At 45.3% G+C, this 24,898-nt stretch carries 26 protein-coding genes and 2 pseudogenes; 14 read left to right on the forward strand and 14 right to left on the reverse strand.

Translation table 11 applies throughout. The features are described from left to right. Window positions 1-117: 117 nt before the first annotated feature. Genes ACTQ53_RS05965 through ACTQ53_RS05980 form a run of 4 tightly spaced genes read right to left on the reverse strand, consistent with a single transcriptional unit; the run spans window position 118 to window position 3,634 of the window. Window positions 118-2,142, reverse strand: coding sequence for a tetratricopeptide repeat protein (locus ACTQ53_RS05965; protein WP_441932419.1), 2,025 nt, complete (start codon window positions 2,140-2,142; stop codon window positions 118-120). After that, a complete protein-coding gene (gene def, locus ACTQ53_RS05970; protein ID WP_294970430.1) occupies window positions 2,139-2,699 on the reverse strand; it encodes a peptide deformylase in 561 nt (186 codons plus the stop codon). Before def ends, ACTQ53_RS05965 begins: the two co-directional genes overlap by 4 nt. Continuing rightward, window positions 2,696-3,109 (reverse strand): Holliday junction resolvase RuvX, encoded by a 414-nt coding sequence (gene ruvX, locus ACTQ53_RS05975; RefSeq protein ID WP_294970428.1) that lies wholly within the window; start codon window positions 3,107-3,109, stop codon window positions 2,696-2,698. Before ruvX ends, def begins: the two co-directional genes overlap by 4 nt. A gap of 48 nt (window positions 3,110-3,157) precedes the next feature. Further along, a complete protein-coding gene (locus tag ACTQ53_RS05980; RefSeq protein ID WP_294970426.1) occupies window positions 3,158-3,634 on the reverse strand; it encodes an SPOR domain-containing protein in 477 nt (158 codons plus the stop codon). A gap of 324 nt (window positions 3,635-3,958) precedes the next feature. Between ACTQ53_RS05980 and ACTQ53_RS05985 the strand changes: the two genes are divergently transcribed. From ACTQ53_RS05985 to ACTQ53_RS05995, 3 genes are all read left to right on the forward strand, one after another. Beyond that, window positions 3,959-4,171 carry a YtxH domain-containing protein gene (locus ACTQ53_RS05985; RefSeq protein ID WP_153123427.1) on the forward strand — a complete coding sequence of 71 codons (213 nt, stop codon included), beginning with the start codon at window positions 3,959-3,961 and terminating at the stop codon, window positions 4,169-4,171. A gap of 29 nt (window positions 4,172-4,200) precedes the next feature. Further along, window positions 4,201-4,551, forward strand: coding sequence for a phage holin family protein (locus tag ACTQ53_RS05990; RefSeq protein WP_294970424.1), 351 nt, complete (start codon window positions 4,201-4,203; stop codon window positions 4,549-4,551). Between the two features lie 72 nt (window positions 4,552-4,623). Further along, on the forward strand, window positions 4,624-4,884 hold the full coding sequence (locus ACTQ53_RS05995) for a hypothetical protein (protein WP_295348463.1): 261 nt from the start codon (window positions 4,624-4,626) through the stop codon (window positions 4,882-4,884). A 335-nt stretch (window positions 4,885-5,219) separates the two neighbouring features. Here ACTQ53_RS05995 and ACTQ53_RS06000 read toward each other — a convergent pair whose 3' ends face one another. Genes ACTQ53_RS06000 through ACTQ53_RS06010 form a run of 3 tightly spaced genes read right to left on the reverse strand, consistent with a single transcriptional unit; the run spans window position 5,220 to window position 8,013 of the window. Then, window positions 5,220-5,990, reverse strand: coding sequence for an MBL fold metallo-hydrolase (locus ACTQ53_RS06000; RefSeq protein ID WP_264950307.1), 771 nt, complete (start codon window positions 5,988-5,990; stop codon window positions 5,220-5,222). Window positions 5,991-6,048: 58 nt separating this feature from the next. Beyond that, window positions 6,049-7,098 carry a UDP-N-acetylmuramate dehydrogenase gene (gene murB, locus ACTQ53_RS06005; RefSeq protein ID WP_441932420.1) on the reverse strand — a complete coding sequence of 350 codons (1,050 nt, stop codon included), beginning with the start codon at window positions 7,096-7,098 and terminating at the stop codon, window positions 6,049-6,051. 57 nt (window positions 7,099-7,155) lie between these two features. Then, complete coding sequence (locus ACTQ53_RS06010; RefSeq protein WP_295348455.1) at window positions 7,156-8,013, reverse strand: DUF4348 domain-containing protein; 858 nt, start codon at window positions 8,011-8,013, stop codon at window positions 7,156-7,158. A 115-nt stretch (window positions 8,014-8,128) separates the two neighbouring features. Here ACTQ53_RS06010 and pheS point away from each other — a divergent pair, with 115 nt between their 5' ends. Further along, the gene (pheS, locus tag ACTQ53_RS06015; protein ID WP_294970414.1) at window positions 8,129-9,169 is read left to right on the forward strand and encodes a phenylalanine--tRNA ligase subunit alpha; all 1,041 of its coding nucleotides are present in this window, start codon (window positions 8,129-8,131) and stop codon (window positions 9,167-9,169) included. 91 nt (window positions 9,170-9,260) lie between these two features. Then, entirely contained in the window at window positions 9,261-9,812 is a 552-nt protein-coding gene (locus tag ACTQ53_RS06020) for a DUF3332 domain-containing protein (RefSeq protein WP_441932421.1), read from the forward strand. A 100-nt stretch (window positions 9,813-9,912) separates the two neighbouring features. Here the strand turns inward: ACTQ53_RS06020 and ACTQ53_RS06025 are convergent. Further along, window positions 9,913-10,272 (reverse strand): annotated as a pseudogene (locus tag ACTQ53_RS06025) (cystathionine beta-lyase); the annotation flags it as partial. Next, window positions 10,236-10,526, reverse strand: a pseudogene (locus tag ACTQ53_RS06030) (PLP-dependent transferase); the annotation flags it as partial. The pseudogenes ACTQ53_RS06025 and ACTQ53_RS06030, both read right to left, overlap by 37 nt. Before the next feature lie 131 nt (window positions 10,527-10,657). Between ACTQ53_RS06030 and ACTQ53_RS06035 the strand changes: the two are divergent. The 9 genes from ACTQ53_RS06035 to ACTQ53_RS06075 all read left to right on the forward strand — a co-directional run bounded on the left by ACTQ53_RS06035 (window position 10,658) and on the right by ACTQ53_RS06075 (window position 17,926). Next, window positions 10,658-13,069 carry a carboxypeptidase-like regulatory domain-containing protein gene (locus ACTQ53_RS06035; RefSeq protein WP_294970410.1) on the forward strand — a complete coding sequence of 804 codons (2,412 nt, stop codon included), beginning with the start codon at window positions 10,658-10,660 and terminating at the stop codon, window positions 13,067-13,069. Window positions 13,070-13,245: 176 nt separating this feature from the next. Then, window positions 13,246-14,811 (forward strand): acyl-CoA carboxylase subunit beta, encoded by a 1,566-nt coding sequence (locus ACTQ53_RS06040; RefSeq protein WP_217760185.1) that lies wholly within the window; start codon window positions 13,246-13,248, stop codon window positions 14,809-14,811. A 50-nt stretch (window positions 14,812-14,861) separates the two neighbouring features. Then, window positions 14,862-15,011, forward strand: a complete 150-nt coding sequence (locus tag ACTQ53_RS06045; RefSeq protein ID WP_176425588.1) for a hypothetical protein — start codon at window positions 14,862-14,864, stop codon at window positions 15,009-15,011. Between the two features lie 10 nt (window positions 15,012-15,021). After that, a complete protein-coding gene (locus tag ACTQ53_RS06050) occupies window positions 15,022-15,447 on the forward strand; it encodes a biotin/lipoyl-containing protein (RefSeq protein WP_022120280.1) in 426 nt (141 codons plus the stop codon). Window positions 15,448-15,624: 177 nt separating this feature from the next. Beyond that, window positions 15,625-16,434 carry a HesA/MoeB/ThiF family protein gene (locus ACTQ53_RS06055; protein WP_294970406.1) on the forward strand — a complete coding sequence of 270 codons (810 nt, stop codon included), beginning with the start codon at window positions 15,625-15,627 and terminating at the stop codon, window positions 16,432-16,434. 361 nt (window positions 16,435-16,795) lie between these two features. Further along, on the forward strand, window positions 16,796-17,083 hold the full coding sequence (locus tag ACTQ53_RS06060) for a hypothetical protein (protein WP_441932422.1): 288 nt from the start codon (window positions 16,796-16,798) through the stop codon (window positions 17,081-17,083). After that, entirely contained in the window at window positions 17,071-17,400 is a 330-nt protein-coding gene (locus ACTQ53_RS06065) for a type II toxin-antitoxin system RelE/ParE family toxin (protein ID WP_441932423.1), read from the forward strand. Before ACTQ53_RS06060 ends, ACTQ53_RS06065 begins: the two co-directional genes overlap by 13 nt. 12 nt (window positions 17,401-17,412) lie before the next feature. Continuing rightward, window positions 17,413-17,667 carry a hypothetical protein gene (locus ACTQ53_RS06070; protein WP_441932424.1) on the forward strand — a complete coding sequence of 85 codons (255 nt, stop codon included), beginning with the start codon at window positions 17,413-17,415 and terminating at the stop codon, window positions 17,665-17,667. 73 nt (window positions 17,668-17,740) lie between these two features. Beyond that, window positions 17,741-17,926 carry a hypothetical protein gene (locus ACTQ53_RS06075; RefSeq protein WP_235390153.1) on the forward strand — a complete coding sequence of 62 codons (186 nt, stop codon included), beginning with the start codon at window positions 17,741-17,743 and terminating at the stop codon, window positions 17,924-17,926. A gap of 210 nt (window positions 17,927-18,136) precedes the next feature. Here ACTQ53_RS06075 and ACTQ53_RS06080 read toward each other — a convergent pair whose 3' ends face one another. The 5 genes from ACTQ53_RS06080 to ACTQ53_RS06100 are packed head-to-tail and all read right to left on the reverse strand — an operon-like array spanning window position 18,137 to window position 24,781. Further along, entirely contained in the window at window positions 18,137-18,628 is a 492-nt protein-coding gene (locus ACTQ53_RS06080) for a hypothetical protein (protein ID WP_441932425.1), read from the reverse strand. 2 nt (window positions 18,629-18,630) lie between these two features. Then, window positions 18,631-20,229: an ATP-binding protein gene (locus ACTQ53_RS06085; RefSeq protein WP_441932426.1), complete on the reverse strand. Its 1,599-nt coding sequence runs from the start codon at window positions 20,227-20,229 to the stop codon at window positions 18,631-18,633. Window positions 20,230-20,234: 5 nt separating this feature from the next. Next, the gene (locus tag ACTQ53_RS06090; protein ID WP_441932427.1) at window positions 20,235-22,250 is read right to left on the reverse strand and encodes an AAA family ATPase; all 2,016 of its coding nucleotides are present in this window, start codon (window positions 22,248-22,250) and stop codon (window positions 20,235-20,237) included. Then, a complete protein-coding gene (locus ACTQ53_RS06095) occupies window positions 22,250-22,474 on the reverse strand; it encodes a hypothetical protein (protein WP_119249270.1) in 225 nt (74 codons plus the stop codon). The genes ACTQ53_RS06090 and ACTQ53_RS06095 overlap by 1 nt, the downstream gene beginning before the upstream one ends. A gap of 24 nt (window positions 22,475-22,498) precedes the next feature. Next, window positions 22,499-24,781, reverse strand: coding sequence for a DEAD/DEAH box helicase (locus ACTQ53_RS06100; protein ID WP_441932428.1), 2,283 nt, complete (start codon window positions 24,779-24,781; stop codon window positions 22,499-22,501). Between the last annotated feature and the right edge of the window lie 117 nt (window positions 24,782-24,898).

A 24,898-nucleotide genomic window follows, 5' to 3' on the forward strand; every position in this document is an offset into this window, starting at 1 on the left:
TAAAGAAAAGGTTCAATTCCATTGGTTTGGAATTGAACCTTTTCTTTATAATAGACAGACACAGAAAAAAATCTGTGTAAATCTGTGGGACTTGAAAATATCCCATCTGCGCGATTGTTATTTTGCCTTATTGATTCGCTTAATCACAGAATAAGCATCATACAAGCCCAGTTCTCCAGCCTTCGACAAGTCCTGGATACCAGCCTGCTTGTTTCCACTTTTGATACGAGCCAGGCCACGGTTGTAATATGCCTCAGCCAGACGCGAATCTATCCTGATGGCAATGCTGTAATCATCGATGGCCTTAGACAACTCGTTTCTGCCAGCATGCACATTACCCCTATTATAATAGATGTAGGCATTATTGCTGCTCAGACGGATAGCATCGCTGAAATCAGCCTCGGCAGAATGGATATTCGTAATACCCTTGCCCTCAGCACGGTTAAACTCATCCATCTCAGCCTGACAGACAGCACGTTGCCAGTAAGCCAACGAACTCTTTTCATCCAGAGAGATATAATAGGTGAAATCGCTGATGGCTGCCTCGAAATCACGGAGAACACTGTGAGCGATGGCCCTGCGCATCAGCAGACTCTTCTTCTGCTCGATATCCTTAGCCACACTCAGCTCAGCCGACAGCTTATCAATCAAAGAGAAGATCATCAACGAGCTGTTCTCATCCAGCTGCTCCTTGGTACATACGATATAAACCTTATTGGTAGAAGCCTTAGACTGAGCAGCATTCTGCTTGCCGGAAGCACCGCCACTCTGCTTAGCCTGAGCCAGGTGCATATTAAGCTGTTCCACTTCCTTGTCAAATGCCTGAACACCGTTCAGATTCTGCACATTAGGGAAGTAAGAGAGCTGATACATAGGCAGATAGGAAGTCTCCACCTGACGATTCTGGATGCGTCCACGATACTCGCTTTTGTAATTGTGCTCATACTTAGGTTCATCTTCAACCACGATAGAAGCAAACTTATCCGGATCTACCTCAGAACGCTTGCGCACCTCCTTCCTGGTCTTCGCGCTCCATCTAGGCTGAATGCCCAGGTGCTTGTTCATCTGCGCCTTGAAGATACGGAATTCATCCATCTCGGCCTTTGCAGTCATACCCAACCTTCGGTAACAGCTGGCACGATAGGAAAGACCCGTCCAGAAGTTAGGAAACTGGTCGATGACCGTAGAATAATCACGGATAGCCGCCTTCAGATTACCCGTCTTGTCATGCAGAAGCGCACGGTTGAAAATAGCCATGAAGTTTTTTGGTTCCATCTTGATGACGAAGTCGAAGTCGAGGATGGCACGGTTGTCATCACCCAACTGCACACGCATCAGACCTCGGTTGTAATGAGCCAGGAAGTTGTTAGGATCCAAATCGAGCGCATTATCGTAATCGCTCATAGCTCCACGTAAATTGTTGATGTTGATACGAGCCAGGGCACGGTTGATATAACTGTTCACATTGTTAGGCTTGAAATGCAGCGACTTGGTCAAAGCCTCATCCGCTACCTTCCACTCCTTTCTAGCAAGCGCCATATAGGCACGTGTGGTCCAGGCATCACCGTCATAAGGATTGATTTCCAGGCTCTTGTCTATCCATTTCTCTGCCTGTAGGGTATCCTTCTGCTTCAGATACACCTCAGCCTTGAGGGTATAGGCATTCGCAAAATCCTTCCATTTGGCAATCACCGAATCCAATTCCGACTGTGCCACATCATAATTCTTGCTCTCCATCTGGCAGAGCGCCCTGTTGAACCAGTAATTACGGTTACGAGGTTCTATGTGGATGGCAGAATTGTAATCACTGATGGCATCCAGGAAACGGTTCTGACGGATACGGCAGATGGCACGCAAGTCGTAGATATCGTTGATGTAAGGATTCAGATTCAACGCCTCAGAAGCATCACTCTCAGCACCTACATAATCATCGAGATTAAACTTGGCCACACTGCGGTAATACCAAGGCTCATAGAGATAAGGCTTGGCACCGATAGCAAGATTAAAATACTTAATGGAAAGAACGAAGTCCTCATAATAGAGAGCACTTCTGCCCGCCGTAATCAGGCGGTCAACTCTATATTGCGCTGATGCCGACAAAGCCGTTAGCACCAGCACAAAAGTGAAAATAAACTTTTTCATCGACGAATCTTAGTACGATAGCTGCAGCGGAACTTGCCCTTGATGATATTCTTGAGCTTGCCAGCTATCATGTTCTTACGAAGAGGAGAAACACGATCCACGAACATGGTGCCCTCCAGATGGTCGAACTCATGCTGCATCACGCGAGCCAGATATCCCTCAACCCACTCATCGTGCTCCTGGAAATTCTCATCCTGATACTTCACGTGGATGCGGGTAGGACGAACCACCTTCTCATTGATGCCAGGAATGGAAAGACATCCTTCATCAGAAGATTCCTTCTCAGCCTCCTCATCATACTCCAAGATATGAGGATTAATAAAAACATGACGGAATCCCTTATATTCAGGAAGATCTTCGCTCAATACATCGAGGTCGATGACCACCAGACGGATAGCCAGACCAATCTGAGGTGCAGCCAGTCCGATACCATTGCTGGAATCAAGCGTCTCATACATATTGTTAATCAGTTCCTTCAATTCAGGATAATCGGGAGTAATATCTTCAGCCACTTTTCTCAAAACGGGCTGACCATATATATAAATAGGTAAAATCATCTTCTTGACTCTAAATAATCTTGTAAAATAATGGTGGCGCTGATCTCGTCCACCAATCCTTTGTTTTCTCTTCTGGTTTTCTTCTTCACCCCACCCTCTATCATGGCACGATGAGCCAGTACCGATGTAAAACGCTCATCATAATATTCGATAGGAACCTCAGGATGAGCCTTGCGCCAGCGATTGAAGAAGTTCTCCACTCGCGCCAGGTTCTCGCTAGGCTGCCCGTTGGGCTGGGTTGGCTTTCCGATGATAATACGCTCCACCTGCTCCTTTTGGATATACTGTTCCACAAAGGCGAAGAGTTCGGGTGTAGCAACAGTGATCAACCCATTGGCAATAATCTGCAATGGGTCGGTCACAGCGATACCGGTACGTTTCTTACCGTAGTCTATAGATAAAATTCGCATGAATCTACGAAAAATCCTAGTCTTTATCTTTAATATCAGAAGCTGGGATTACTTCTTGAGAAGCAACCAAGCATCAGGATACTTGCCAGCACGGAGCTGATTACGGCTCTTTACAGCACCAGACTTATCTGCGAATGTAGAAGCTACAACACGATACATGTTACGTGCGCTGTTGAATACAATCTGAGCCTCATAACCTGCGCTCTTCAATGTATTAGCCAAACCCTCTGCGTTAGCCTTGAGAGAGAAAGAGCCTACTACTACGCTGTAGTTAGAGAGACCTGAACCCATAATGAGGTCAACATTCTCCTGACGAACAGTAGCGTTATCAACCTCTGTATTTGTTGACTCAGAAGGAGTAGTTGTCTCCAAAGGAGTAACAACTGGTTCCTGAGCAACTGGAACCTGCTCCTGCTGCTGAGCCTTCTCGAAAGCCTTCTTATAGGCACTTTCCTTAGAAGTACCACAACTAGCCAATGCTAAAACTGCGCACATACCTGCGCACAAAACTGATAATTTCTTCATAATTTTGAAAATGTTTTTATTGATAAATTCCTTATTAATTGCTTATTCTTATGACGCAATACGCCCCATCTTGTAATCGATTCCAACGCAATTGCACTGCGAAAATACAAAATATTTGGCAAATATGAGCATGAAAACCGCATAAAGTTTGTTAATACAGCATATTTAAATAAAAATTAAGACAAATTCACGCGGTTTTTGGAGAAAAATTAGTATATTTGCATTTGTAAAGCAGCAAAAGAGAATGGAAAGTTTACTTTCCTATCCATCATTTGCTTCGACTTTATAGGTATAAAATCGTATAACGTTTAAAACTTAAGAATTATGAAGGCATTAGGTTACATTGGTGCATTCCTCGGCGGTGCAATCGCCGGTACAGCACTCGGTTTGATTTTTGCTCCAGAAAAGGGAGAAGATACACGCAGCAAGATTGCTGGCGCAGTAGATGATTTTTGCAAGAAGCACGACATCAAGTTGAGCCGCAAAGACGTAGACGACCTGGTAGACGATATCAAGGAAGCTGCTCCTGAGGTATAATTAAAGAGGTATAAAATAAATATCTCAAGATGTTCTCTAACGATAAAAACGTAGAAACCATCGGGCAGCTCGTAGAGGTGCTCAAACATTACATCGGGCTTCAGTCAGAGTACATGAAGCTCGATGTTGTGGATAAAGTGGTAAGGCTGCTCACTGCCATCACCATGACAGTGGTGCTCCTGGGGCTCTTCCTCATCGCCATCATCTACCTTTCCTTTGCTGCGGCTTACGGATTGGCAGGCCTGACAGGAAGCACAGCCCTAGCCTTCTGCGTAGTGGCGGGTGTATACCTATTTATATTAATACTATTCATCATCTTCCGCCACCAATGGATAGAGAGACCGCTCGTCAAGTTTCTTGCCAGCATTCTGATGCAATAACTTTTTTCATTCACCTGAAAGAGCTCAGCCCTCAAGGCGAAATTTTTTCATTCATTCCAAATATTCAAAGAGATGATAGAACAAGATGAAATCATAGAATATAACTCGCTGAACGAAATTCGTCTACGCAAGGAATTACTACGCAAGGATATACAGGCTGACGATGCCAAGATCAAGGCTTTGTGGAAATCGCTTTTCACCAAGCCCGAAGCACTATCCAAGAATGCGAGCGCCAGCAAGCGTTTAAGCAGCATGATGAAAATCGGAGCTGGAGCCTTTGATGGTGCTCTACTTGCATGGAAACTTTATCACAAGTTCAAGAGAAAAAGATAAGGCATAATTGCTGAAAACAAAAGAAAGCACATCATTTTCTTCCTATAACAAGAGGAAAATGATGTGCTTTTTTATGCTGGAATTCAGACTTTCTTCCAGACTTTCGGACACAAAAAAGGGCCACCGCCGTGGCCCAACCTTGTTAACCTTAAATCTAATACTATGAAAAACACACGTGCAAATATAGAAAGAATCTATGAGTTTCACAAGCTTTTCCGTGAAAAAACTCAAATTCTAAACCATATTTAACTATTTGTGTCTTAATTTCTTATTTATTTAAATGTTGTTAAACCTATTCTATTTAGAACTTAGACAGTTATATTTAGAATAGAAATCTAAATTTCAAAGCTCATCTGATCATAACCAAAGACGAATCCCTGAGGCAGGCGCGCATTGGCATCATCATGAAAACCTATCTGATGAGTAACATGCGTGAGAATCGTCTTCCGGGCTCCTATCCGGCGCGCAACCCGTATGGCATCCTCTACCAGTTGATGACTATGATGCGGCTTATCGAAGCGGAGAGCATTGATAACCAGCGTTTCCACTCCTTCCAGATACTGATATTCCTCCTCGCCCATCGTCTTCATATCCGTAATATAGGCAAATTTGCCCAAACGATAGCCCAGGATAGGCATCTTATCATGGAGAATACGGATAGGCATGAACTCAATATCGCCAATCTGATAAGAGCGATGAGGCTCTATGGTATGGAGTTTGAGCTTCGGCGCTCCCGGATAAAGCTGCTCTACATCCTTAGGAAAACAGTAAGGCATGGTATGCGGCAAGGAACGGGTAACCAGCTCATCGCCATAAATATGAATATCACCAAACACGCAGAAGCCACGCAGGTCATCTATACCTCCAACATGGTCGTAATGAATATGCGTAATCAGCACACCATCCAACTTGCGGAACGGTTCCCTGAGCAACTGCATCCTTATATCCGGACCCGCATCTATCAGAATACGGGTTTTCTCCGTCTCAATCATCGCAGCACTTCTAAAGCGCTTATCCTTAGGATTATTGCTGCAGCAAACCTCACAATTGCATCCCAAAACAGGAACACCACTCGATGTTCCTGTTCCCAATAAAGTAATCTTCATTAATAATCAAATATTTCCTGAAAAACAAACGAATTCTTCACTCTTCGTTCTTCTCTCTTCACTTAACATTCACCTCCGGATGGATATCAATGCCAAACTTCTGCTTCACATCCTTACGGATTGTTTCACAGAGATTTACGATTTCCTGCCCCGTAGCTCCACCACGGTTCACCAGTACCAGCGCCTGCTTGTCATGCACGCCTGCACGTCCCAGACTCTTGCCCTTCCATCCACACTGTTCAATCATCCAGCCTGCAGGAATCTTCTCGTGTCCAGCATCAATCGTATAATGAGGCATCCCCGGATACTGTGCAGCCAGCTCCTCATATTTTGCCTTCTCCACGATAGGATTCATGAAGAAACTGCCCGCATTGCCCTGCACCTTCGGGTCAGGCAATTTGGCATTGCGGATCTCGATGATGACATCACGGAGCTGCTGGGCTGTAGGATTTTCTATTCCCTTTGCAGTCAGGGAAGTACGGATGTTACCATAATCCAGGTCTGGCACAAAGTGCTTGCTCAGGCGATAGATGACATGAGTAACAAGATACTTATCCTTCCACTCATGCTTGAACCTGCTCTGACGATAGCTGTACTGGCAGTCCTGGTTGTCGAAAACCACCACTTTTCCGGTAGCAATCTCCACAGTTTCCACCTTATATATAATATCCTTCGCTTCCACGCCGTAGGCTCCGATGTTCTGGACCGCGCTCGCTCCCACTTCTCCCGGAATGATACTGAGGTTCTCTGCACCATGATAGCCATGCTCTACAGCGTATGCCACCACGTCATCAAACACTTCACCACTGCCGCAGTTCAAGAAAACAAAGTCGGGATTTTTCAGATTCTCACCACCAGCAGCCAGGGTTTCATTATCAAGCACCTCGATGCCCTTGATGGCAGAATGGATCACCGTACCCTCGTAATCGCCTGTAAGCAAGAGGTTACTGCCACCACCCAGAATGAGCAGAGGCTGATCGGCAGCAGTAAGCCCAGCCACAATCTGCTGCGCCTCTTCTACCGATGAGTATTCCAGGAATCGCTTGCACTTGGCATCAGTTCCAAACGTATTGTGAGCCAAAAGGCTATAGTCTCGAATATCCTTCATATCCAGCTATTTCTAAAAAACAATTAATCACTAAACAGTAATCACTAATCACTATATTTACATCTCCAGCTTGGTCAGCATCCACTTCCCTCCTATCTTCTTGAAGGTAAGCAGCGTTTCCAACCCATTGGCGATGCCACGAATCACGAATATCTTCTGGCTGCTCTCAGTATATTTCTGACCGTAAATGATGTTGTAAATCATGCCAGAAGGCAACTGAGGCGCAAAGGCAGGCCATGTCTCCGGTTCGATATCGCCCGTCATCGTACTGAAATCATCATCAGGATCAGGACCGATAAACTTCACCGGATTATGCAGATGCTCTGCCTGAAAGGCTGAATCGGTAGCAAACGAACCGTAAAACTTCAGGAAGCTGGCATTCATGTTGGCATACATCGGCTTATAGTTGATGCTGGTCATCAACCACTGACCGTTGATACGGTTGAAGAGGAACTGCTGAACGGTATTGGTCTTATAGAACACCTTTTCTACCACCACATGGTCGATGGTAGTATCCTTCACCAAATTCATCTGCTTCCGGTTGTCAAAGATCAGCGTATAATAATCTTGACGCATAAAGAAATGTTCCATCTTCCACCGGCGTTTTTCTATCTGCTTGATCACTTTTCCGTTACGATAGACAGGCAACGGGAAGTGTACACGCTGCCTCTGAAGCTTACGACTGGCAGCAAAATTGAACAGGAAGTCGTCAAACAACTCGTCTGCAGCCTTAGGCATAGGAGTCTCCTCTATGAGCTTTTCGGTAGAGTCCATAGCCTGCGTGTCAGCGACTATCGTATCGGGAGCCACTGAATCAACAAGAGTAGCAGGCTTCTTATCCTTGCACCCCACAGAGGTGAAACAAACGATGGTAAGGACCGCTAACATTACTGTTATAAAAGATAGTTTCTTCATAAACTTATTAAATTTCTCAAATTTTCATTGCAAAAGTACAACTTTCTTTTGAGATATTTCATATTTTAAGCAAAAAATATTATCTTTGCACTCAAAATAGACAATTTAATAAGATATGTTATTAGAAAAAATAGAAGAACTCTTGAAAGAAGTGGATTCTTTGACTGCTCAGAACGCAGAAGAAGTAGAACAGCTTCGCATCAAGTATCTCAGCAAAAAGGGTGAAATCAATGCCCTCATGGCCGACTTCCGCAATGTGCCAGGCGACCAGAAAAAAGAGGTTGGTATCAAAATCAACGAATTGAAGCAAGCTACCCTTGCCAAGATCAACGGACTCAAGGATCAGATGGAAGAGGCTGACGCAAGCAGCGATGACATCGACCTGACCCGTACAGCTTATCCTGTGGCTTTGGGTACACGTCATCCATTGACTGTCGTAAAGAACCAGATTATCGACATCTTCGGCCGTATGGGATTCACCCTCTATCAGGGTCCTGAGGTTGACGACGACAAGCACGTGTTCACTATGCTCAACTTTGCAGCCGATCATCCAGCCCGTGACATGCAGGATACCTTCTTCATCGAGAAGACCAACTCCGACGATGTTACCAAGAATGTGATTCTCCGCAGCCATACTTCTGGCGACGAAGCTCACTATATGGAGACACACGAGCCACCTATCCGTATGCTCTGCCCAGGACGAGTATACCGCAACGAGGCTATCAGCGCCCGTGCCCACTGCTTCTTCCACCAGGTAGAAGGTCTCTATGTGGACAAGAACGTAAGCTTCACTGACCTCAAGCAAGTGCTCCTCACCTTTGCTCGCGAGATGTTCGGTGCAGATACAAAGATTCGTCTGCGCCCAAGCTACTTCCCATTTACAGAGCCTAGCGCTGAGATGGATATCTCATGCAACATCTGCGGCGGAAAGGGATGTAACTTCTGCAAGCATACAGGATGGGTAGAGATTCTGGGTTGCGGTATGGTAGACCCTCACGACCTCGAGGCTTGCGGCATCGACAGCAATGTCTATACCGGTTATGCCTTCGGTATGGGTGTAGAGCGCATCACCAACTTGAAGTATCGTGTCAGCGACCTGCGTCTCTTCTCTGAGAATGATACTCGCTTCCTGCGCGAATTCGAATCAGCTAAGTAACAACACATATTTAATATAGTATATAGGTTTATATGCTAACTCATCATTAGCGTATAGACCTATTTATTTTTAAACCTCAAAACATAAAGTTATGAAGAAATTTATGGTTAATGCAGTCATTGCAGTCTCTTTAGGCGCCATGACTCTCAGCTCTTGTATCGGCTCATTCTGCCTTACCAACAACGTTTTGGATTGGAACAAGCGTGCTACTGACAACAAGTTCGTCAACGAACTGATTTTCATCGTCATCAGTCCAGCCTACGCAGTATGTTCTGTTGCAGACTTGTTCGTGCTCAACTCTATCGAGTTCTGGACAGGCGAAAAGGTGATTGCCAATGTCGGCAAGACCAAGGACGTAATGGGTAAGGATGGTCGTATGTACGCCATCAAGACATTGAAGAACGGTTATGAGATTACCGACCCAGAGGGTGAGAAATCATACTTCGTATTCAACAAGAAGAAAAAGAGCTGGTCATACAGCAAGGACGGCGATATCCGTGAACTCTTCAGCTTTAATGAGGATGGCAGCATCCAGGCTTGTTTGCCAAACGGCGAGAAGATGAACGTTCCTGCCGACGGGAATGGCCTTTTCCAGGTTCGTATGGCAATGAACGATGGCTTCTATTACGCATTTAATAAGTAAACTATAGAAAATCGATAAAGGGGTGTGCAGATATTCAAATCTACACACCCCTTCATTATTTTATATATCCTTATTTTATATATCCTTAAACTTTAAAGAGTTAACCTAATCCCCTCACAGCTTCTTCCAGCTGCAGAAGCGCCTGCTCCAGCACGCTTCTAGGCACTGCCACATTCAGTCGCATGAAGCCTTCGCCACCGGGACCAAACATCTCACCGTCGTTCAAGGCAAGATGAGCCTTGTCGATGAACAGATCCAGAAGCTGGTCATGAGAGAGATTCAAATCCCGGCAATTCAGCCATATCAGGAACGAAGCCTGCGGACGGAGCGGACGGATGGCCGGAATATTCGCCTTGCAGAAGTCCTCTACGAAGCGGATATTATCTTCGATATACGCCAGCATCTGCCTGCGCCACTCCTCCCCTTTCCGGAAGGCAGCAACTGTAGCAATAGGAGGATAGCAGCCATACCCGAATTGAAGGCTGTAACATGCTGTGCCCCGGTCAGTGCCTCGATGCGGCGTTCCAGGTTGGTAACCGTAGGATTCTCCACACGCGAATAGTCCGGAGCCTTGATCTTGTCAGTAAAGGCATCCGACATGATGGCTGCGTTGTCAAATTCGTAAGCCAGCGTATTATATACCGGAACGCTCAGCGAATCATAAGCGTCTCTGCGTTCGTGTGCCACATGAATGGCCTGAGTCTGTTTCTTCATTTTCTATTAATCTCTCTTTTAATTTTGTATTTGCTATATTTTGGCTGCAAAAGTTCTAAAAAAATGCGATATAGAAATACCAAAGATTAGGTATTTTATAATAAAAATCAACTTTCTTCGTTAAATACTACATGAAACAGAAATTTTTTATCATTATAATATGCCTGATTGCCACCCTGAAGATGATGGCACAGGAATTCACGCTGCAGGGTAGAGTCACCGATGATGACAACAACCCCGTAGAACTTGCCACGGTTTCCGTCGTAAGTCAGGGAAAGGTGGCTTTCACTTCGCTCAAGGGTGAATTCAGCATGCATCTGCATTCTGCCGACAGCGTAGCCGTCAAATTCTCGATGATCGGCTACAAGACCAAGGTGCGCATCCTGAGAAAGCCTAGAGGAAAGCAGACCCTCCAGGTGGTGCTACATACCGATGCCACGATGCTGGGCGACGTGAACGTGACAGGCGAGAAGATACAGTCTGACCAGACGCAGGAAATCAAGATCAAGGACATCAAGATGGCTCCTTCTGCCAACGGCAACGGCGTGGAAGGCATCATCCAGCAGCAGGCTGGCGTCAGCACCCACAGCGAACTTTCCTCGCAGTACAACGTGCGTGGCGGTGCCTTCGACGAGAACTCCGTATATATAAATAATGTGGAAGTATACCGTCCGTTCCTCGTCCGAAGCGGTCAGCAGGAAGGCCTTTCCGTCATCAATCCTTACATGGTAGACAAGATTGGCTTCTCTACCGGAGGCTACGGAGCGAAATACGGCGACAAGATGAGTTCTGCACTCGACATCACCTACAAGACGCTGAAAGCCAAGGGCAAGAAGCCTGTGGTGGAAGGAAGCTTAGCAGCCAGCCTGCTGGGTACCGATGCCTATATCGGAATAGGAACCCGGAAGCTGTCATGGCTCAACAGCTTGAGATACAAGACCACCTCCTACCTCCTCGGTTCGCTGGAGACAAAGGGAGAATACAAGCCGAATTATCTTGACTATCAGACCTATCTGAGCTATCAGCCCAACAAGCGATGGAAGATAGACTTCATAGGATATATCTCTGACAATCATTACAACTTCGAACCGTCCGACCGCGAGACATCGTTCGGAACGATGGAGAACGTGAAGAGTTTCAGAGTATATTTCGACGGACATGAGAAAGACCGCTTCCTCACCTATTTCGGAACCCTCGGCATTACCCGGAACATCACCCGGAACACCAGTCTCTCGCTCCTGGGAAGTGCCTTCTACACCAAGGAACAGGAGAAATACGACATTCAGGGACAGTACTGGCTCGACCAGACAGAGACATCAGAGAACCTGGGCGTGGGAACCTATTTCGAGCATGCCCGCAACTACCTCTCTGCCCGCGTGATGAGCGCCAAGCTGATGCTGCGCCACAAGGTACAGAAGCACAACGTGGAGGCGGCTGTTACCCTGAAAAGGGAACATATCGAAGAGAATTCCATCGAATACGAGATGCGCGATTCTGCCGGATACAGCGTTCCCCATACCGGAAAGGATCTCTATATGATTTATTCCATGAAAGCCCGTAACGAGCTGAATGCCAACCGTATGGAGACCTACATACAAGACACCTACCGATTCTCAAGCGGTATTGCCGACAGCACCGGAAACGGACAGACGCATTACACGCTGAACTATGGTGTGCGCATGAGTCACTGGAACTTCAACCGCGAGACGATCCTCAGTCCACGTATCTCTCTCGCCATCATTCCGGCAAACCACGAGAACACCACACTCCGCCTGGCAGCCGGACTATACTATCAGGCACCTTTCTTCAAGGAGCTGAGAGATACGACAACCGTCAACGGAGTGACCGTAGCATCGCTCAACGAGAAGATCAAGAGCCAGCGAAGCATCCATTTCATCGCCGGTTACGACTACCGTTTCCGCATGAACGACCAGCGGTTCAAGTTCTCAGCCGAGGCTTACTACAAGGCATTGAGCAACATCGTACCTTATTCAGTCAGTAACGTGAAGGTGGTATATTACGGTCAGAACGAGTGCAGCGGTCATGCAGCCGGACTTGATTTCAAGCTCTATGGCGAGTTTGTACCAGGTACGGATTCCTGGCTCAGCCTCTCGCTGATGGATACGAAGATGAAGCTCAACGGCAAGAGCATCCCTCTGCCTACCGACCAGCGCTATGCGGTGAACCTCTTCTTCACCGACTACTTCCCTGGCAGCAGGAAATGGCGCATGTCGCTGAAGCTTGCCTTTGCCGACGGTTTGCCTTTCGCAGCCCCTCACAAGGAGTTGGAGACCAACAGTTTTCGTGCCACCGCCTATCGCCGTGCCGACATCGGCATGAGCTATCAGCTGCTCGACAACAGCCGTCACGAGAAGAAGACCTTCCTGAAGAACGTAACGCTGGGCGTAGACTGCCTCAACCTCTTCGGCATCGACAACGTGAACAGCTACTACTGGGTAACGGATGTAACCAACCAGCAGTATGCTGTGCCTAATTATCTGACAGGCCGCCAGCTCAATGCCCGTGTTCTCTTGGAATTTTAGAACCCAAAAGTGGAGATTTTTCACAATATTCTAAATATTTAACCGTAGATAGTTCGCTATCTGCGGTTTTTTTCGTATCTTTGCGCCCGAATTATGTGGTGACGGCCCGTTCCCCACCCCATCTATTCAGAAATACATTCTATAAAGAATAAAGAAATAATACATAATAATCAATTATGAGCAAACAAGTAGAAAAGATTAAGGAGCTGATCGCTAAGCGCGAACAGGCTCGTCTTGGCGGTGGCGAGAAGGCCATCGAGAAGCAGCATGCACGTGGCAAATATACCGCTCGCGAGCGTATCGAAATGTTGGTAGATGCCGGCAGTTTCGAGGAGTACGATATGTTCAAGTTGCATCGTTGCACTAACTTCGGCATGGAGAAGAAGCAGTACCTCGGTGATGGTGTGGTAGCCGGTAGCGCTACTATAGCCGGCCGTCTGGTTTACGTATATGCTCAGGACTTCACCGTAAATGGTGGTTCACTCTCTGAGACTATGGCACAGAAAATCTGCAAGGTAATGGATATGGCTATGACTATGGGAGCACCTGTTATCTGCATGAACGACTCAGGTGGTGCTCGTATTCAGGAAGGTATCTGCGCCCTCGCTGGTTACGGTGAGATCTTCGAGCGCAACATCCTCGCTTCTGGTGTCATCCCACAGATTTCTGCTATCATGGGCCCTTGCGCCGGTGGTGCCGTTTACTCTCCAGGTTTGACCGACTTCATCATCATGAAGGAGCAGACTTCTTACATGTTCCTGACTGGTCCTAAGGTTGTCAAGACCGTAACTGGTGAGGACATCGATGCAGAGCACCTCGGTGGTGCATCTGTACATGCAACCAAGAGTGGTGTAACCCACTTCGCTGCAAAGACTGAGGAAGAGGCTATCGAGATGATCAAGAGCCTGCTCTCTTTCATCCCTAGCAACAATACAGAAGAGGCTCCACGCGTTGAGTGCACAGACCCAATCGACCGTATGGACGATACTCTGAACGAGATTATCCCAGACGATCCAAACCAGGCATACGATATGTATAAGGTGATTGGTGCAGTAACCGATAACGGAGAGTTCTTCGAGGTTCAGCCTAAGTTCGCCAAGAACATCATTACAGGTTTCGCCCGCTTCAATGGTCAGAGCGTTGGTATCGTAGCCAACCAGCCTGCAGCTTACGCAGGTGTACTCGATGTAAACGCTAGCCGCAAGGCAGCCCGCTTCGTCCGTTTCTGCGATGCCTTCAATATTCCTATCGTATCTCTCGTAGACGTACCAGGATTCTTGCCAGGTACAGGTCAGGAGTACAACGCAGTCATCCTCCACGGTGCACAGTTGCTCTACGCTTACGGCGAGGCTACCGTGCCAAAGATTACTATCACATTGCGTAAGAGCTATGGTGGTAGCCATATCGTGATGGGTTGCAAGCAGTTGCGTGCCGACCTGAACTTCGCTTGGCCATCTTCAGAGATTGCCGTAATGGGTGCCAGCGGTGCCGTTGCCGTTCTCTGTGGTAAGGAAGCTAAGGCTAAGAAGGAAGCTGGCGAGGATGTAAAGGCATTCCTGGCTGAGAAGGAGCAGGAGTATACCGACAAGTTCGCTAATCCATATCAGGCAGCTCAGTATGGTTACATCGATGACGTCATCGAGCCACGCAACACCCGTTTCCGCATCTGCCGTGGTTTGGCTCAGCTCGCAACCAAGCGTCAGAGCTTGCCAGCTAAGAAGCATGGCTGTATGCCAATGTAATTTTCAATTAAGAATTTATAATTTATAATTAATAATTGGAGATTCAGAAAATGGATAAGAATATTTATGCTGCGATTGCCATGGCTCTCTATGAGTACCAGGGCAATAACGTACACGACAAGGAGCCTGGCATCATCACAATCAAGCCACGTCAGACGATGTGGAACGCCAAGTTCTTGAGTTTAACAGCTAAACCATAAAGATATAGAAATGAAAGAGTTTAAATATACAATTGACGGAAAAGAATACAAGGTTCAGATTGACGCTGTTGAGGGCAACATCGCAAGCGTGAACGTGAATGGCGAAGCTTACAAGGTTGAGATGGAACAGGAGGCTGAGCCAGAGAAGAAGAAGGTAGTGCTCGGTCAGCCAGCAGCTGCATCTGATGATGCTGAGGCTACTCCAGCTGCCAACGTTAATACAGCCAACGCTGTGAAGGCTCCTCTCCCAGGTACTATCACCAGCATCGAGGTAGCAGTTGGTCAGGAGGTGAAGGCAGGTGACACTGTTGTCGTTCTCGAGGCTATGAAGATGCAGAACAACATCGAGGCTGAGAAGGATGGTAAGGTTACTGCTATCTGCGTTAAGCCTGGTCAGGCTGTGCTCGAAGAGGATGCACTCGTGGTTATCGAGTAATTTGAGAATTCGAGAATTATACTTCCTGATTCGGGAATTTATAATTCGGGAATTTATAAAGAATATCAAAGGTCGCAAGCTGTTAATTGTTTGCGACCTTTTTCTATACTGCTGTATGAGCATAAACTGCTATACAAAGTAATTTTTTACAAAAAAAAAGACATAAAGTACAATAAAATGATAGATTTAACAGAAGAACAGATAGAAAGATACAGCCGCCACATCCTCCTTCAGGATGTAGGCCTCGAGGGGCAGGAAAAGCTCCTCAATGCCAAGGTGCTCATCATTGGTGCCGGAGGATTGGGTTCCCCAGTTGCCCTCTACCTCGCTGCGGCTGGCGTGGGACATATCGGTATCGTGGATGCCGATGTGGTTGACCTCAGCAACCTGCAACGACAGGTCATCCACCAGACCAAGGACTTGAACACCCCTAAGGTGGAAAGCGCCAAGGAGAAGATGATTGCCATCAATCCTGATGTGGAGGTAACAACCTACCATACCTTCCTCGCCTCAGACAATGCCGAGGAAATCATCAAGCCATGGGATTTCGTCATTGATTGCACCGACAACTTCCCGGTGAAGTTCCTTATCAATGATGCCTGCGTACGTCTGGGCAAAGCATTCTCGCATGGCGGCATCCTGAGATTCCAGGGGCAGACCTTCACCCATCTTCCAGGCACGGCTTGTTACCGTTGTTTCTTCAAGGAGCCACCTCCAGCAGGCGCTGTTCCTACCAGTAGCCAGGCAGGAGTCCTTGGTGCCATCGCCGGTATGCTCGGAACCATCCAGGCTGCCGAAGCGTTGAAGTACTTCCTCGGTGTGGGCGAACTGCTCACCGACCGATTGCTCACCTTCGATGCCAAGACGATGAACTTCCGCACCATCAAGGTAAAGAAGCGTGCATCCTGCGAAATCTGCGGCGACCACCCTACCATCGATCATCTCATCGATTACGAGCAGGCAGCGTGTGATTTGAAACACTACTAAGATTCACCTCAATTCCTTCAAGGTATTGAAAGTGCAAGGCGGGCGAGATTCAGGCAGGTCAGTTGAAGTCAAACCGCGTGCCTATGGGCAATTTCATCTCCCTCTGCCACACCGATGAGATTCTCGACTACGTATTGAAATCGATAGAAGAGAGTATCGAATAAACACATATAACAAAAAGCAAAGTCACAATACCCAGCTCTATCCGCTAGGTATTGTGACTTTTTTTTCTGAACCGTCCCCAAGCCCTACAAAGAACAAAAACCTTGATTATAAGATACTTTATAAAACATTTCTCCCATTTTTTTTGCATGATTCAGATAATAATCGTAAATTTGCAGCAGATAAAATACGCAAGCTTATGAAAGAGAAAAGATATACATTGCCAGAAGAGCAGAAAGATGCAGCTTTCGCAGCAGAGCCTGCACCAGCCTATCACGGAAATGCCGCCATAGCACTTCCCGAGGATGAATGTGCAGAAGAAGATATTGACTGGAATAAGATTCCTGTTGGCTGGCATCCGGCTAATGAAGAAGAAGCCATAGCTAGGATTGAAGCAATTGAGGCGGAGTATGAAAGGACAGGCATTAGCTATAGTGTAGAAGAGTTTTTCAATAAACTAAACGAAGAACGAACATGGCTAAAGTAACACTACGCAATAGCTTTCTTCAAATTTATAAAGAAACAACCGACTATAGTTATCAAAACTTTGGTCGACTTTGCGTTCAAAGATTTGACGAAAGCTTGCAAGCAATAATAAACAGACTTAGCAAACATCCTCTTTCTTCACCCAGAGAGCCATTGCTTAAGCGATTCCACCGCCCTTACCATAGTGCAATTATCAAGGAGAATTGGAAGATTATCTATCGTTACGACGAAGCCAACGACCTCGTCATTTTCGTAGATTTATGGGATATGAGAAGAAGCCCTAGATATCTGATCAGACAATTCAAAAGAAAACTATAAAGGAAAGAGCTTATGAAGGAGAAAAGATATACATTACAAGAAGAGCAGCCGATTCCAGTTGGCTGGCATCCGGCCAATGAAGAAGAAGCCGTGGCTAGAATTGAAGCTATTGAGGAAGAGTATGAGAATGGGCAATATATTGATGCTGAAGAATTTGAAAAAGAACTAACGGCACAAGACCCGTGGCTAGAAGATTGGAAGCGTTCTATCAGTATAGAAGATTTTAGAAAGAACTGCAAGAATAAACTGAATAAGCTTTTTCCGTAACTTTTCTCCCGTATTCCTTGCACTATTTTTGCAGCGACATAAATAACAATATAATTAATAGGAGGATAAAATTATGGCAAGACCAATTAGAGAAACGCCAATATTATATGGCAAAGACGCCGAACGCTTTGTTGAAGAAATGAAGCGTGTAGAGAGTTTAACTCCTGAACAGCGCAAAGCTAATAGAGAAAAGCTACAAGCTGAAATCGCTGTTCTTGACAAAGAATGGAATTTAACTTATAATGCACTTCGAGGATGAAAATAGAACATCTTTCCTTGGAACATCAAATAAATACATTCGACTGTGGGGACTCTGACTTAAATGATTTCTTACAGAATGATGCAATTCTATTTTTTGAAAAAAGAATTGCATCAACTTATATTCTAGAAGACATGCGCCCTGCAAGGGCAAAAGCTTCGTATAATATTTTTACTCCTAGCAAGCATTCATAAATACTTCGGGATTAGTTTATACGAGTTTCCGAAGCTTACACTCCAGTATTACAGCAGACTCTCTATTAACCATTAAATCATATAATTCCTGGTCTATTTCTGCATAAGCAAAACCATCGCGCAAAGACTTTAAGCTAGAATAAAACTTCCTTTCTTTGCCGTTCTCATTTTTTACCAATCGCCAAAAGGATTCATGCTGCAAATGATAATAGGGATTCTCTATGCTACATTTAAAAGGATAACTATGAGGAATATCCATAGCCAATCCCTCTGCAACAAAAATACTACCACCTGTATTCTGTTCACCAATATACAATCTCCATAACCTTTTAAACTCCCCAACCAACTCACTTGAAAGAACGATATGATTATCTTTTATGGTACCTCGCTGGCAAAGATTTAAAATAGCCAAGAGCAAAAGGGGCTTATGCGGAGCTTTTACGCCCCGCATAAGCGCTCTTTTCATCTTTTCAAAAACACCCAGATAATAGTCTATATCTTTATCCATTATCAAATAAGATGAGTAACCTTAATTTTCTTCCAATGTTTGCCGATACCAAGGGTCATAGCCTGGGTATCCTTGGTTATCAGTTCACCCTTCTGCAAGCCAGCAATAGTTTGCTTCAGCTCCTGGAGAGCCATGCCACTCACACCAAACAAATCCTTCAACACTCCATCATTCTGTTGCTGTTGATTCATAATGAGAGGATATTGGGCATTGGCATAGAAATCAAAAGAGGCTTTCTTAAACGAATCCATATTCTGTGTAGCAAGGATGATGCTCATGCCCTTGTTTCTACCCACAGCTATCAAGTTCTGCAAAGGCTTGTTCTCGAAACCAAGCATATAGTGAGCCTCATCGATTATGGTGAAATGGCGCAGCTCCACCCTATCCTCATTCTTTGCCTGTGGAGGCAATTGCTCATAGATATTGTTCAACTTCGATGTCACGAAATATACGATAGCCTTTGCCATGATACCTTCCTTGTCAAACTTTCCTAAGTTGATAATATAACAACCTTTCACCAAATCTACCTTGTCTTCCTCTGCAAAAATATTATTCAGAATCAACTGGTTTAAGACTGATTTTACACTATCCATATCACCCTGTTTCTTCTCGGGCATCAACATCGTATAATGATCAAAAACTTCCTGAAAGGTGATTGGTTTCTGGTTCTTCGCCTTGTAGGCTTTGATGATAGCTTCGCTCAGTCTGTTATCCATCAAAGCACCAATCTTAGCGGAAGATATAGCACAGATGGCATTTGCCAAGGTCGTGGAATACAGGTGGATTTCATTGACAGGTCTGCCAGTAAAGTCCTTGAACGGAGTAAACGGCAAAGGTTTCTCCATCGGATTCAAGATGGCAGAGGAATCGGTCTCAAACTTCGACAGCCAATCGGCATGGGCAGGATCAGAGAACTCCCCCTTGTAATCGAACAAGAGAAAGTTGACAGGATAGTAGGTATCAGCCGATGCCATTCTGATTTGATTGATGAGGACAGCTAATAAGTTTGACTTACCCGAACCAGTAGTTCCTGCTATCAATATCTGTGTATTTGAAATAGCAGTACTGTTGATGTCTAAAGCCGCATCCATTCCATCCTCATACTGACCGATATAAAGATTCAACTCAGGAATATCCATCAACGACTTTCCACCTCTCAACGGAGAGAAGTGCAGCCATTCATCAATACCACCTTCTTCCATCAAGATACTCTTACCCCTCATCATTTCGCTAAAAAGCACCTTACTCAGAAAAGTAGAATTCTGCCAGTCGGCATCAATATCACTATAACGCATCTTGATAAGAGCCACGAAGACCTCCTTTATATTTGACTTGGTAAAGAAAGAACCACCCAATGGCTGCATACCTGCAGAGGTTTGCAATTTCTCTACCTTTGACTTACTTCTTGGTGTCTTATCGCTCAATCCAACAAGAAGACAGATTCGCATAACCGTAGTAAAGTTCAATACTACAGGGCGAACCATATCTGAGTAATCCGAAAGGTTCAGTTTCTGCTCGATAGCATATTTCACTTCTTCAAGCAAATCATGAGTTTCTTCCAGAATTCTCATTCCCTCAAGTTTTATATCTTGTACATTCATTTCTACTAGAATTCGTAAGTTTGTAATCCAAAGTAATCATCGCTGACAGTAGTACACTGCCTTTCCTGGTCTCTATGCAAAGTATAGGTTCTTGCCACATAAGCCACTATCTTCTTGAAATCAGTCTCTGTCGTTATTTCCGTATCAGTACTTAACAGGATGGTTTGATGAGCCAAATCCGGGAAATAACGGTTGATGATAACTTCACGACTCTCCTTGTCAAGAACACCCATTACAGTATCTATCATTACAGGAGGGTCGTAATCACCCAGTTCATACAGGACTTTCAGTAACACCTGCATCACAGTTTGCTTGGCACCAGCATTCAGCTGACTCAGATAAATTTCATTACCATTCTTGTGGAATATCTTGAACGAGATTTCCTCCGAATCATCTGCCGAAAGCTCTACCCTACCAATGTAACCAGCATAAATCACCAAGTTGATGTTCAACTGCTCCTTCATCATACGCTCGATACTTGCCTTCTTCGACTTGAGTAACTTACAGGAAAGCGACTTGAAGAAGCCAGGCAGTTTGCATAACATATCATACTGAGGATCTGGAACTTGTGGCATATCATAATCGTAAGTAGAAATCTTCCTCTCCATTTCCTTGATAGCATTCTTCTGTTCCACGATTTTTGCCTTCAATTCCTCTATCTTCCTGTCATTTTTTTCATAGAGTTCGATGATGCTGTAATCGTGACCTGTCAAGGCGCGTTTATATTCTTCCAATTGTTCCTGTTTCTTTGGAATATCCGCCAACTCTAAGTTTAAGCTTTCACGTCTCTCATCCAGCGAAAGATAAGGATTGGAATATGATTGCTGAACCAGGTTTCTCAACACATTGACATCAGCATCACTCAGAAAACCATATTTGTCATTATAATCATCGCTGTTGTCTTGCTCACATTTGATTTCTTTAATAATCTCGGCAATAGAAACCTCGCCTACCTGCGGGTATTTCTCCTTAAGCAATCGTATTACATCCTGGGTAACCTTTTCTATCTGTTTGTCATTGAGGATATTACCCCTTGCAGAAGCCACCACCTCCTTCTCGTTCAGAATAAGTTCCACCTCGGTACTGATGCTATTGGCAACCTTTGGCATGATTACTTTCCACTCTAAATCTTTGGAGATAGCCTCAGCATCCTGTCTATAGTCCTTTTCCTTCTGATAGAAGCTGTTGATGTTCTCCTCAATCTGATGCATTTTGTCACGAATCACATCATCCGAGTTCCGTCCCTCCTTCAGTTGCTCATACTGCTGCTTATGTTCATTGGCATAGTTCAATGCCTGATTATAGGCATCGATCAGACTTGCCACATCCCTTTCCATCTCCACCTTCTGTTTGGTCAGTTTCAAGTATTCGGCACGCAGGTTTTCGTTCTCCAAGCGTTCTGCCTTCTTCTCATCAAGATAAGCCGAGGCTGCATTTTGCAACTGAGTGTATTTATTGAAACCCATCACCGAATTGATGTTCTTCATGATGAGCTTGTTGATTTGTTCTTCCTTCACGAGGTCGGAAGTCTTCATAGCATCAAAGAGGAAATAGTTGCTCAATTCAGCAGGCAGATTGGCAGAGATAATCTTGTTGACTATCGCTTCATTGGTGCTGCGTTTGATAGCCGTTGAACCAGAACCGTAAGGATAACTGTTACCATTCATATTGAGCACGTTGCTCTCCTGTATCCTGCCATCCACAAACCGATAGGCACGACGCAACCGATAAGGCGTTTCTTGCCCCAAAACCATCCCAGAGAAAGTAATCTCCAGCATGATGGTCTTGCCTTCTATACCGCTCTCGTTCTTTACCCCCGAATTGAAGATTTCCTCAAACTGTCGTTTGTTGGATATCTTCAATCCATAGAGTGCAGAATAGATGGCATCGAAGAGCGTAGTTTTTCCACAACCATTGGCACCACCTATCAAGATGATGGGACGGTCGCTCGTTACCTCTAAGTTTAAGTCCAACTTTCTGTAGGTCTTATAATTCTCTATGTAGATACGCTTCAGTTTCATTACTTCTTAATTTCTTTGAGAGCCTTCTTGAGTATTTTCGTCACCTTCTTTTCCTCAAGACTTGACTCATTTTGGTTATTACGCTCTTCATGGAAAGGCTTGAGGATATAATCCTTGAGCCATTCCGCATCTATACCCTCCGATTGGCATGCACTCTCTATGAGTTGCATGTCTTCCTGCCTGATTCCATAGTTCAGGAATGTTCTGTCCAAGCTTTTCTTCATACCTTATTATATATGATTACCTTATTATAATAGGGTTTCAAGATGCAATGCCGACCACCCATCTATATTGTCTGTGTTCTCGATAACGCCTCCAGGATAATACCAGTTGCTCGTACCCTCGTCTTTGATGAGCACGCCACCCACAATCTTCTTGCCTGTAGCTTGATAACTGGAGATGTAATCCAAGAGGGCATTGTTCTTTTCTGGCGCATCCGCATCGCTGCCCTTGGTTTTGGTGTCGAAGAGGCAGATGGTACCCGACTTCAATCTGACGATGAAATCCACATAGAAACAACGTTTTCTACTCCCCGAATCCGTATAAGGCACGGCGAAATGCTGCTTTCCCTCGTCTCCATTCTTGTACCACCACTCCACATATTCCATCTTGTCATCCAACCAACGTGCAAACTCTTGCTCAGGTCTCGATGCCGTAATCTGCTCAAAATAAGGATACAAGGCATGGTTGAAGATTTCGCCTTCCGTAGTTCTCACCATTGCCGCATTATAGAGACGAGTCTCCGGCACTTGCCATACAGACTGCTGATATTCCATCGACACCTCCTTGGCATTTTTCTTCAGCGTAGCCTCGTAGGTTACCAACGCCTTGCGTATCAGTTCCTCGAAGCGCGGACGGTTCTGATGATAGAGCACCACCTTAGGCACATCCATCGAAAAGACTTGCAGGTATTCCTCCAAGGCACTCTCGATGGCTCCTTGCAAGACTGGCGTACTGTCAAATTTGGAGAACCCACCCACATTCTTACGACAGAACAGCGTAAAGAGATTCTGCAATTCTGATGCGTTCAGAGCCAACCTTGCCTTGTCTGTTATTTCCACGATGCCCGAATCACCCGTCAATGGGGTGTCCTTCGGGATAGCCACCAAGATTCTTGACACATCGGTCTGCACACCATGTCGCTTGGCATTGTAGCGATTCAACTTGATTTTGGCATCCATGTCTGCCTCCTTTTTTTTCGCCTCGTCCGCATTCTCAGCCTCACCATCATCCTCAAAGAAATCTTCTGCAGAGAAAAGCAACAACGGGTTTTGTTCCCATTCCCGTTCCATGGTCTTATAGAAGATGCTGCGGAACTGGGAGCCCAAGCGGTTTCTTGTTGCCCCATGCTTATCCGTATAATAGGAACGGAGCGTGATGTTCGGCAAGTCTTTCTTGCGATTGGCGTAGAGGGTGCTGATATAGTTCATGTCATCTCCCACAATGCTAATCATGTCAGCCGAAAGGTCGGTATAAACATAACCGTAGTTCAGAATGTCGTTCTTATAAAAATGCTGCTCTGGCATTCGGAGTATTCGTCCCACGGTCTGAGTGGTAAAAGTCATACTCTGCAATTCTCTGAATATCAGAAGGACAGAGGCACGAGGACAATCCCATCCCAAGGCTATGGCCTGCTTGAACAGCAAGACCTCGGTAATATCATCAGGATGAGTGATATTCTGTAGATTGGGCGATTTATCTTTTGATAGCCATACTGCCAACCTGCCATTTGCCACGCTGATGTCGCAAACCTGTTCTAAGTAGGCTTGCATCTCCTCGGCGATAGTCTTGTCCTTCGACGACATAGATTCGCTGCTATCATTAGGCAACTGAATGAGCAATAACGGATTGATGCCATATTCCTTGTAAGCCTCAGCCAGTTCCTTTCGCTTTTCGAGAGCCTTCTTCAAGAGACGCTGGTTCACCGTAAGCTCCGACTGTTCCTTACTGCTCTTTACATTCGGATTCAGTTCTATGCCCTTCTTAATCATTTCTTCATTGATTACATCTTGGCGTTTCACAAGAACCGCATGATAGCTTTGGGTGACTGGCGTTGCAGATACTCGAAGTTCTATGTGTGGCTGGATAGCTTGCAATACCATCTCGCTTTTCTTGGCATTACGTCCGGCAAACATGTGTTCCTCGTCTATGATAACCACCACTGGCAGATGCTGCTCTATCTTGGTCTTCCGTATCAGTTCGTAGAGCGTGCGGTTCTGCTCATTGTCACGAATCATGACGGCATTATCCTTATTGATGCTCTCCCAGTTCAAAAAGAGCACATCGCCAGGATGCAGACCATCTACATGATTACACTCATCAAACATAACAGGACGCAACGATCTTCGTTCACTAAAGAAATTGCGCATGGAGCGATAACTCTGCTGATGCAACTTGTTAGGAGCAATCCAAACCCATGCTACACGAGAATATCGGCACTGCCCATTCATAGGTAGGTCACGAGTCAGCTCATCCAGCAAGGTACTCACCATCACCGTCTTTCCGGCTCCAGTAGGAGCCTTGAATATCAACTTTTGGGAGAGTGTAAACTAAACTGTGTCAAGCTACAATAAAAGTAGTTTAACACAGTTTTTATATTATGGACAACTTAGAAATTGATTACAAGAAAGCTGCTCAGCAGTTGCGTA

It is taken from the genome of Prevotella sp. Sow4_E9_plate (assembly GCF_052116205.1).
Classification (GTDB): Bacteria; Bacteroidota; Bacteroidia; order Bacteroidales; family Bacteroidaceae; genus Prevotella.

Excerpts from the sequence above, each read along its gene's own strand:
- ACTQ53_RS05965 (WP_441932419.1), bottom strand. The coding sequence starts at position 2,142 with ATGAAAAAGTTTATTTTCACTTTTGTGCTGGTGCTAACGGCTTTGTCG.
- def (WP_294970430.1), bottom strand. The coding sequence starts at position 2,699 with ATGATTTTACCTATTTATATATATGGTCAGCCCGTTTTGAGAAAAGTG.
- ruvX (WP_294970428.1), bottom strand. The coding sequence starts at position 3,109 with ATGCGAATTTTATCTATAGACTACGGTAAGAAACGTACCGGTATCGCT.
- ACTQ53_RS05980 (WP_294970426.1), bottom strand. The coding sequence starts at position 3,634 with ATGAAGAAATTATCAGTTTTGTGCGCAGGTATGTGCGCAGTTTTAGCA.
- ACTQ53_RS05985 (WP_153123427.1), top strand. The coding sequence starts at position 3,959 with ATGAAGGCATTAGGTTACATTGGTGCATTCCTCGGCGGTGCAATCGCC.
- ACTQ53_RS05990 (WP_294970424.1), top strand. The coding sequence starts at position 4,201 with ATGTTCTCTAACGATAAAAACGTAGAAACCATCGGGCAGCTCGTAGAG.
- ACTQ53_RS05995 (WP_295348463.1), top strand. The coding sequence starts at position 4,624 with ATGATAGAACAAGATGAAATCATAGAATATAACTCGCTGAACGAAATT.
- ACTQ53_RS06000 (WP_264950307.1), bottom strand. The coding sequence starts at position 5,990 with ATGAAGATTACTTTATTGGGAACAGGAACATCGAGTGGTGTTCCTGTT.
- murB (WP_441932420.1), bottom strand. The coding sequence starts at position 7,098 with ATGAAGGATATTCGAGACTATAGCCTTTTGGCTCACAATACGTTTGGA.
- ACTQ53_RS06010 (WP_295348455.1), bottom strand. The coding sequence starts at position 8,013 with ATGAAGAAACTATCTTTTATAACAGTAATGTTAGCGGTCCTTACCATC.
- pheS (WP_294970414.1), top strand. The coding sequence starts at position 8,129 with ATGTTATTAGAAAAAATAGAAGAACTCTTGAAAGAAGTGGATTCTTTG.
- ACTQ53_RS06020 (WP_441932421.1), top strand. The coding sequence starts at position 9,261 with ATGAAGAAATTTATGGTTAATGCAGTCATTGCAGTCTCTTTAGGCGCC.
- ACTQ53_RS06035 (WP_294970410.1), top strand. The coding sequence starts at position 10,658 with ATGAAACAGAAATTTTTTATCATTATAATATGCCTGATTGCCACCCTG.
- ACTQ53_RS06040 (WP_217760185.1), top strand. The coding sequence starts at position 13,246 with ATGAGCAAACAAGTAGAAAAGATTAAGGAGCTGATCGCTAAGCGCGAA.
- ACTQ53_RS06045 (WP_176425588.1), top strand. The coding sequence starts at position 14,862 with ATGGATAAGAATATTTATGCTGCGATTGCCATGGCTCTCTATGAGTAC.
- ACTQ53_RS06050 (WP_022120280.1), top strand. The coding sequence starts at position 15,022 with ATGAAAGAGTTTAAATATACAATTGACGGAAAAGAATACAAGGTTCAG.
- ACTQ53_RS06055 (WP_294970406.1), top strand. The coding sequence starts at position 15,625 with ATGATAGATTTAACAGAAGAACAGATAGAAAGATACAGCCGCCACATC.
- ACTQ53_RS06060 (WP_441932422.1), top strand. The coding sequence starts at position 16,796 with ATGAAAGAGAAAAGATATACATTGCCAGAAGAGCAGAAAGATGCAGCT.
- ACTQ53_RS06065 (WP_441932423.1), top strand. The coding sequence starts at position 17,071 with ATGGCTAAAGTAACACTACGCAATAGCTTTCTTCAAATTTATAAAGAA.
- ACTQ53_RS06070 (WP_441932424.1), top strand. The coding sequence starts at position 17,413 with ATGAAGGAGAAAAGATATACATTACAAGAAGAGCAGCCGATTCCAGTT.
- ACTQ53_RS06075 (WP_235390153.1), top strand. The coding sequence starts at position 17,741 with ATGGCAAGACCAATTAGAGAAACGCCAATATTATATGGCAAAGACGCC.
- ACTQ53_RS06080 (WP_441932425.1), bottom strand. The coding sequence starts at position 18,628 with ATGGATAAAGATATAGACTATTATCTGGGTGTTTTTGAAAAGATGAAA.
- ACTQ53_RS06085 (WP_441932426.1), bottom strand. The coding sequence starts at position 20,229 with ATGAATGTACAAGATATAAAACTTGAGGGAATGAGAATTCTGGAAGAA.
- ACTQ53_RS06090 (WP_441932427.1), bottom strand. The coding sequence starts at position 22,250 with ATGAAACTGAAGCGTATCTACATAGAGAATTATAAGACCTACAGAAAG.
- ACTQ53_RS06095 (WP_119249270.1), bottom strand. The coding sequence starts at position 22,474 with ATGAAGAAAAGCTTGGACAGAACATTCCTGAACTATGGAATCAGGCAG.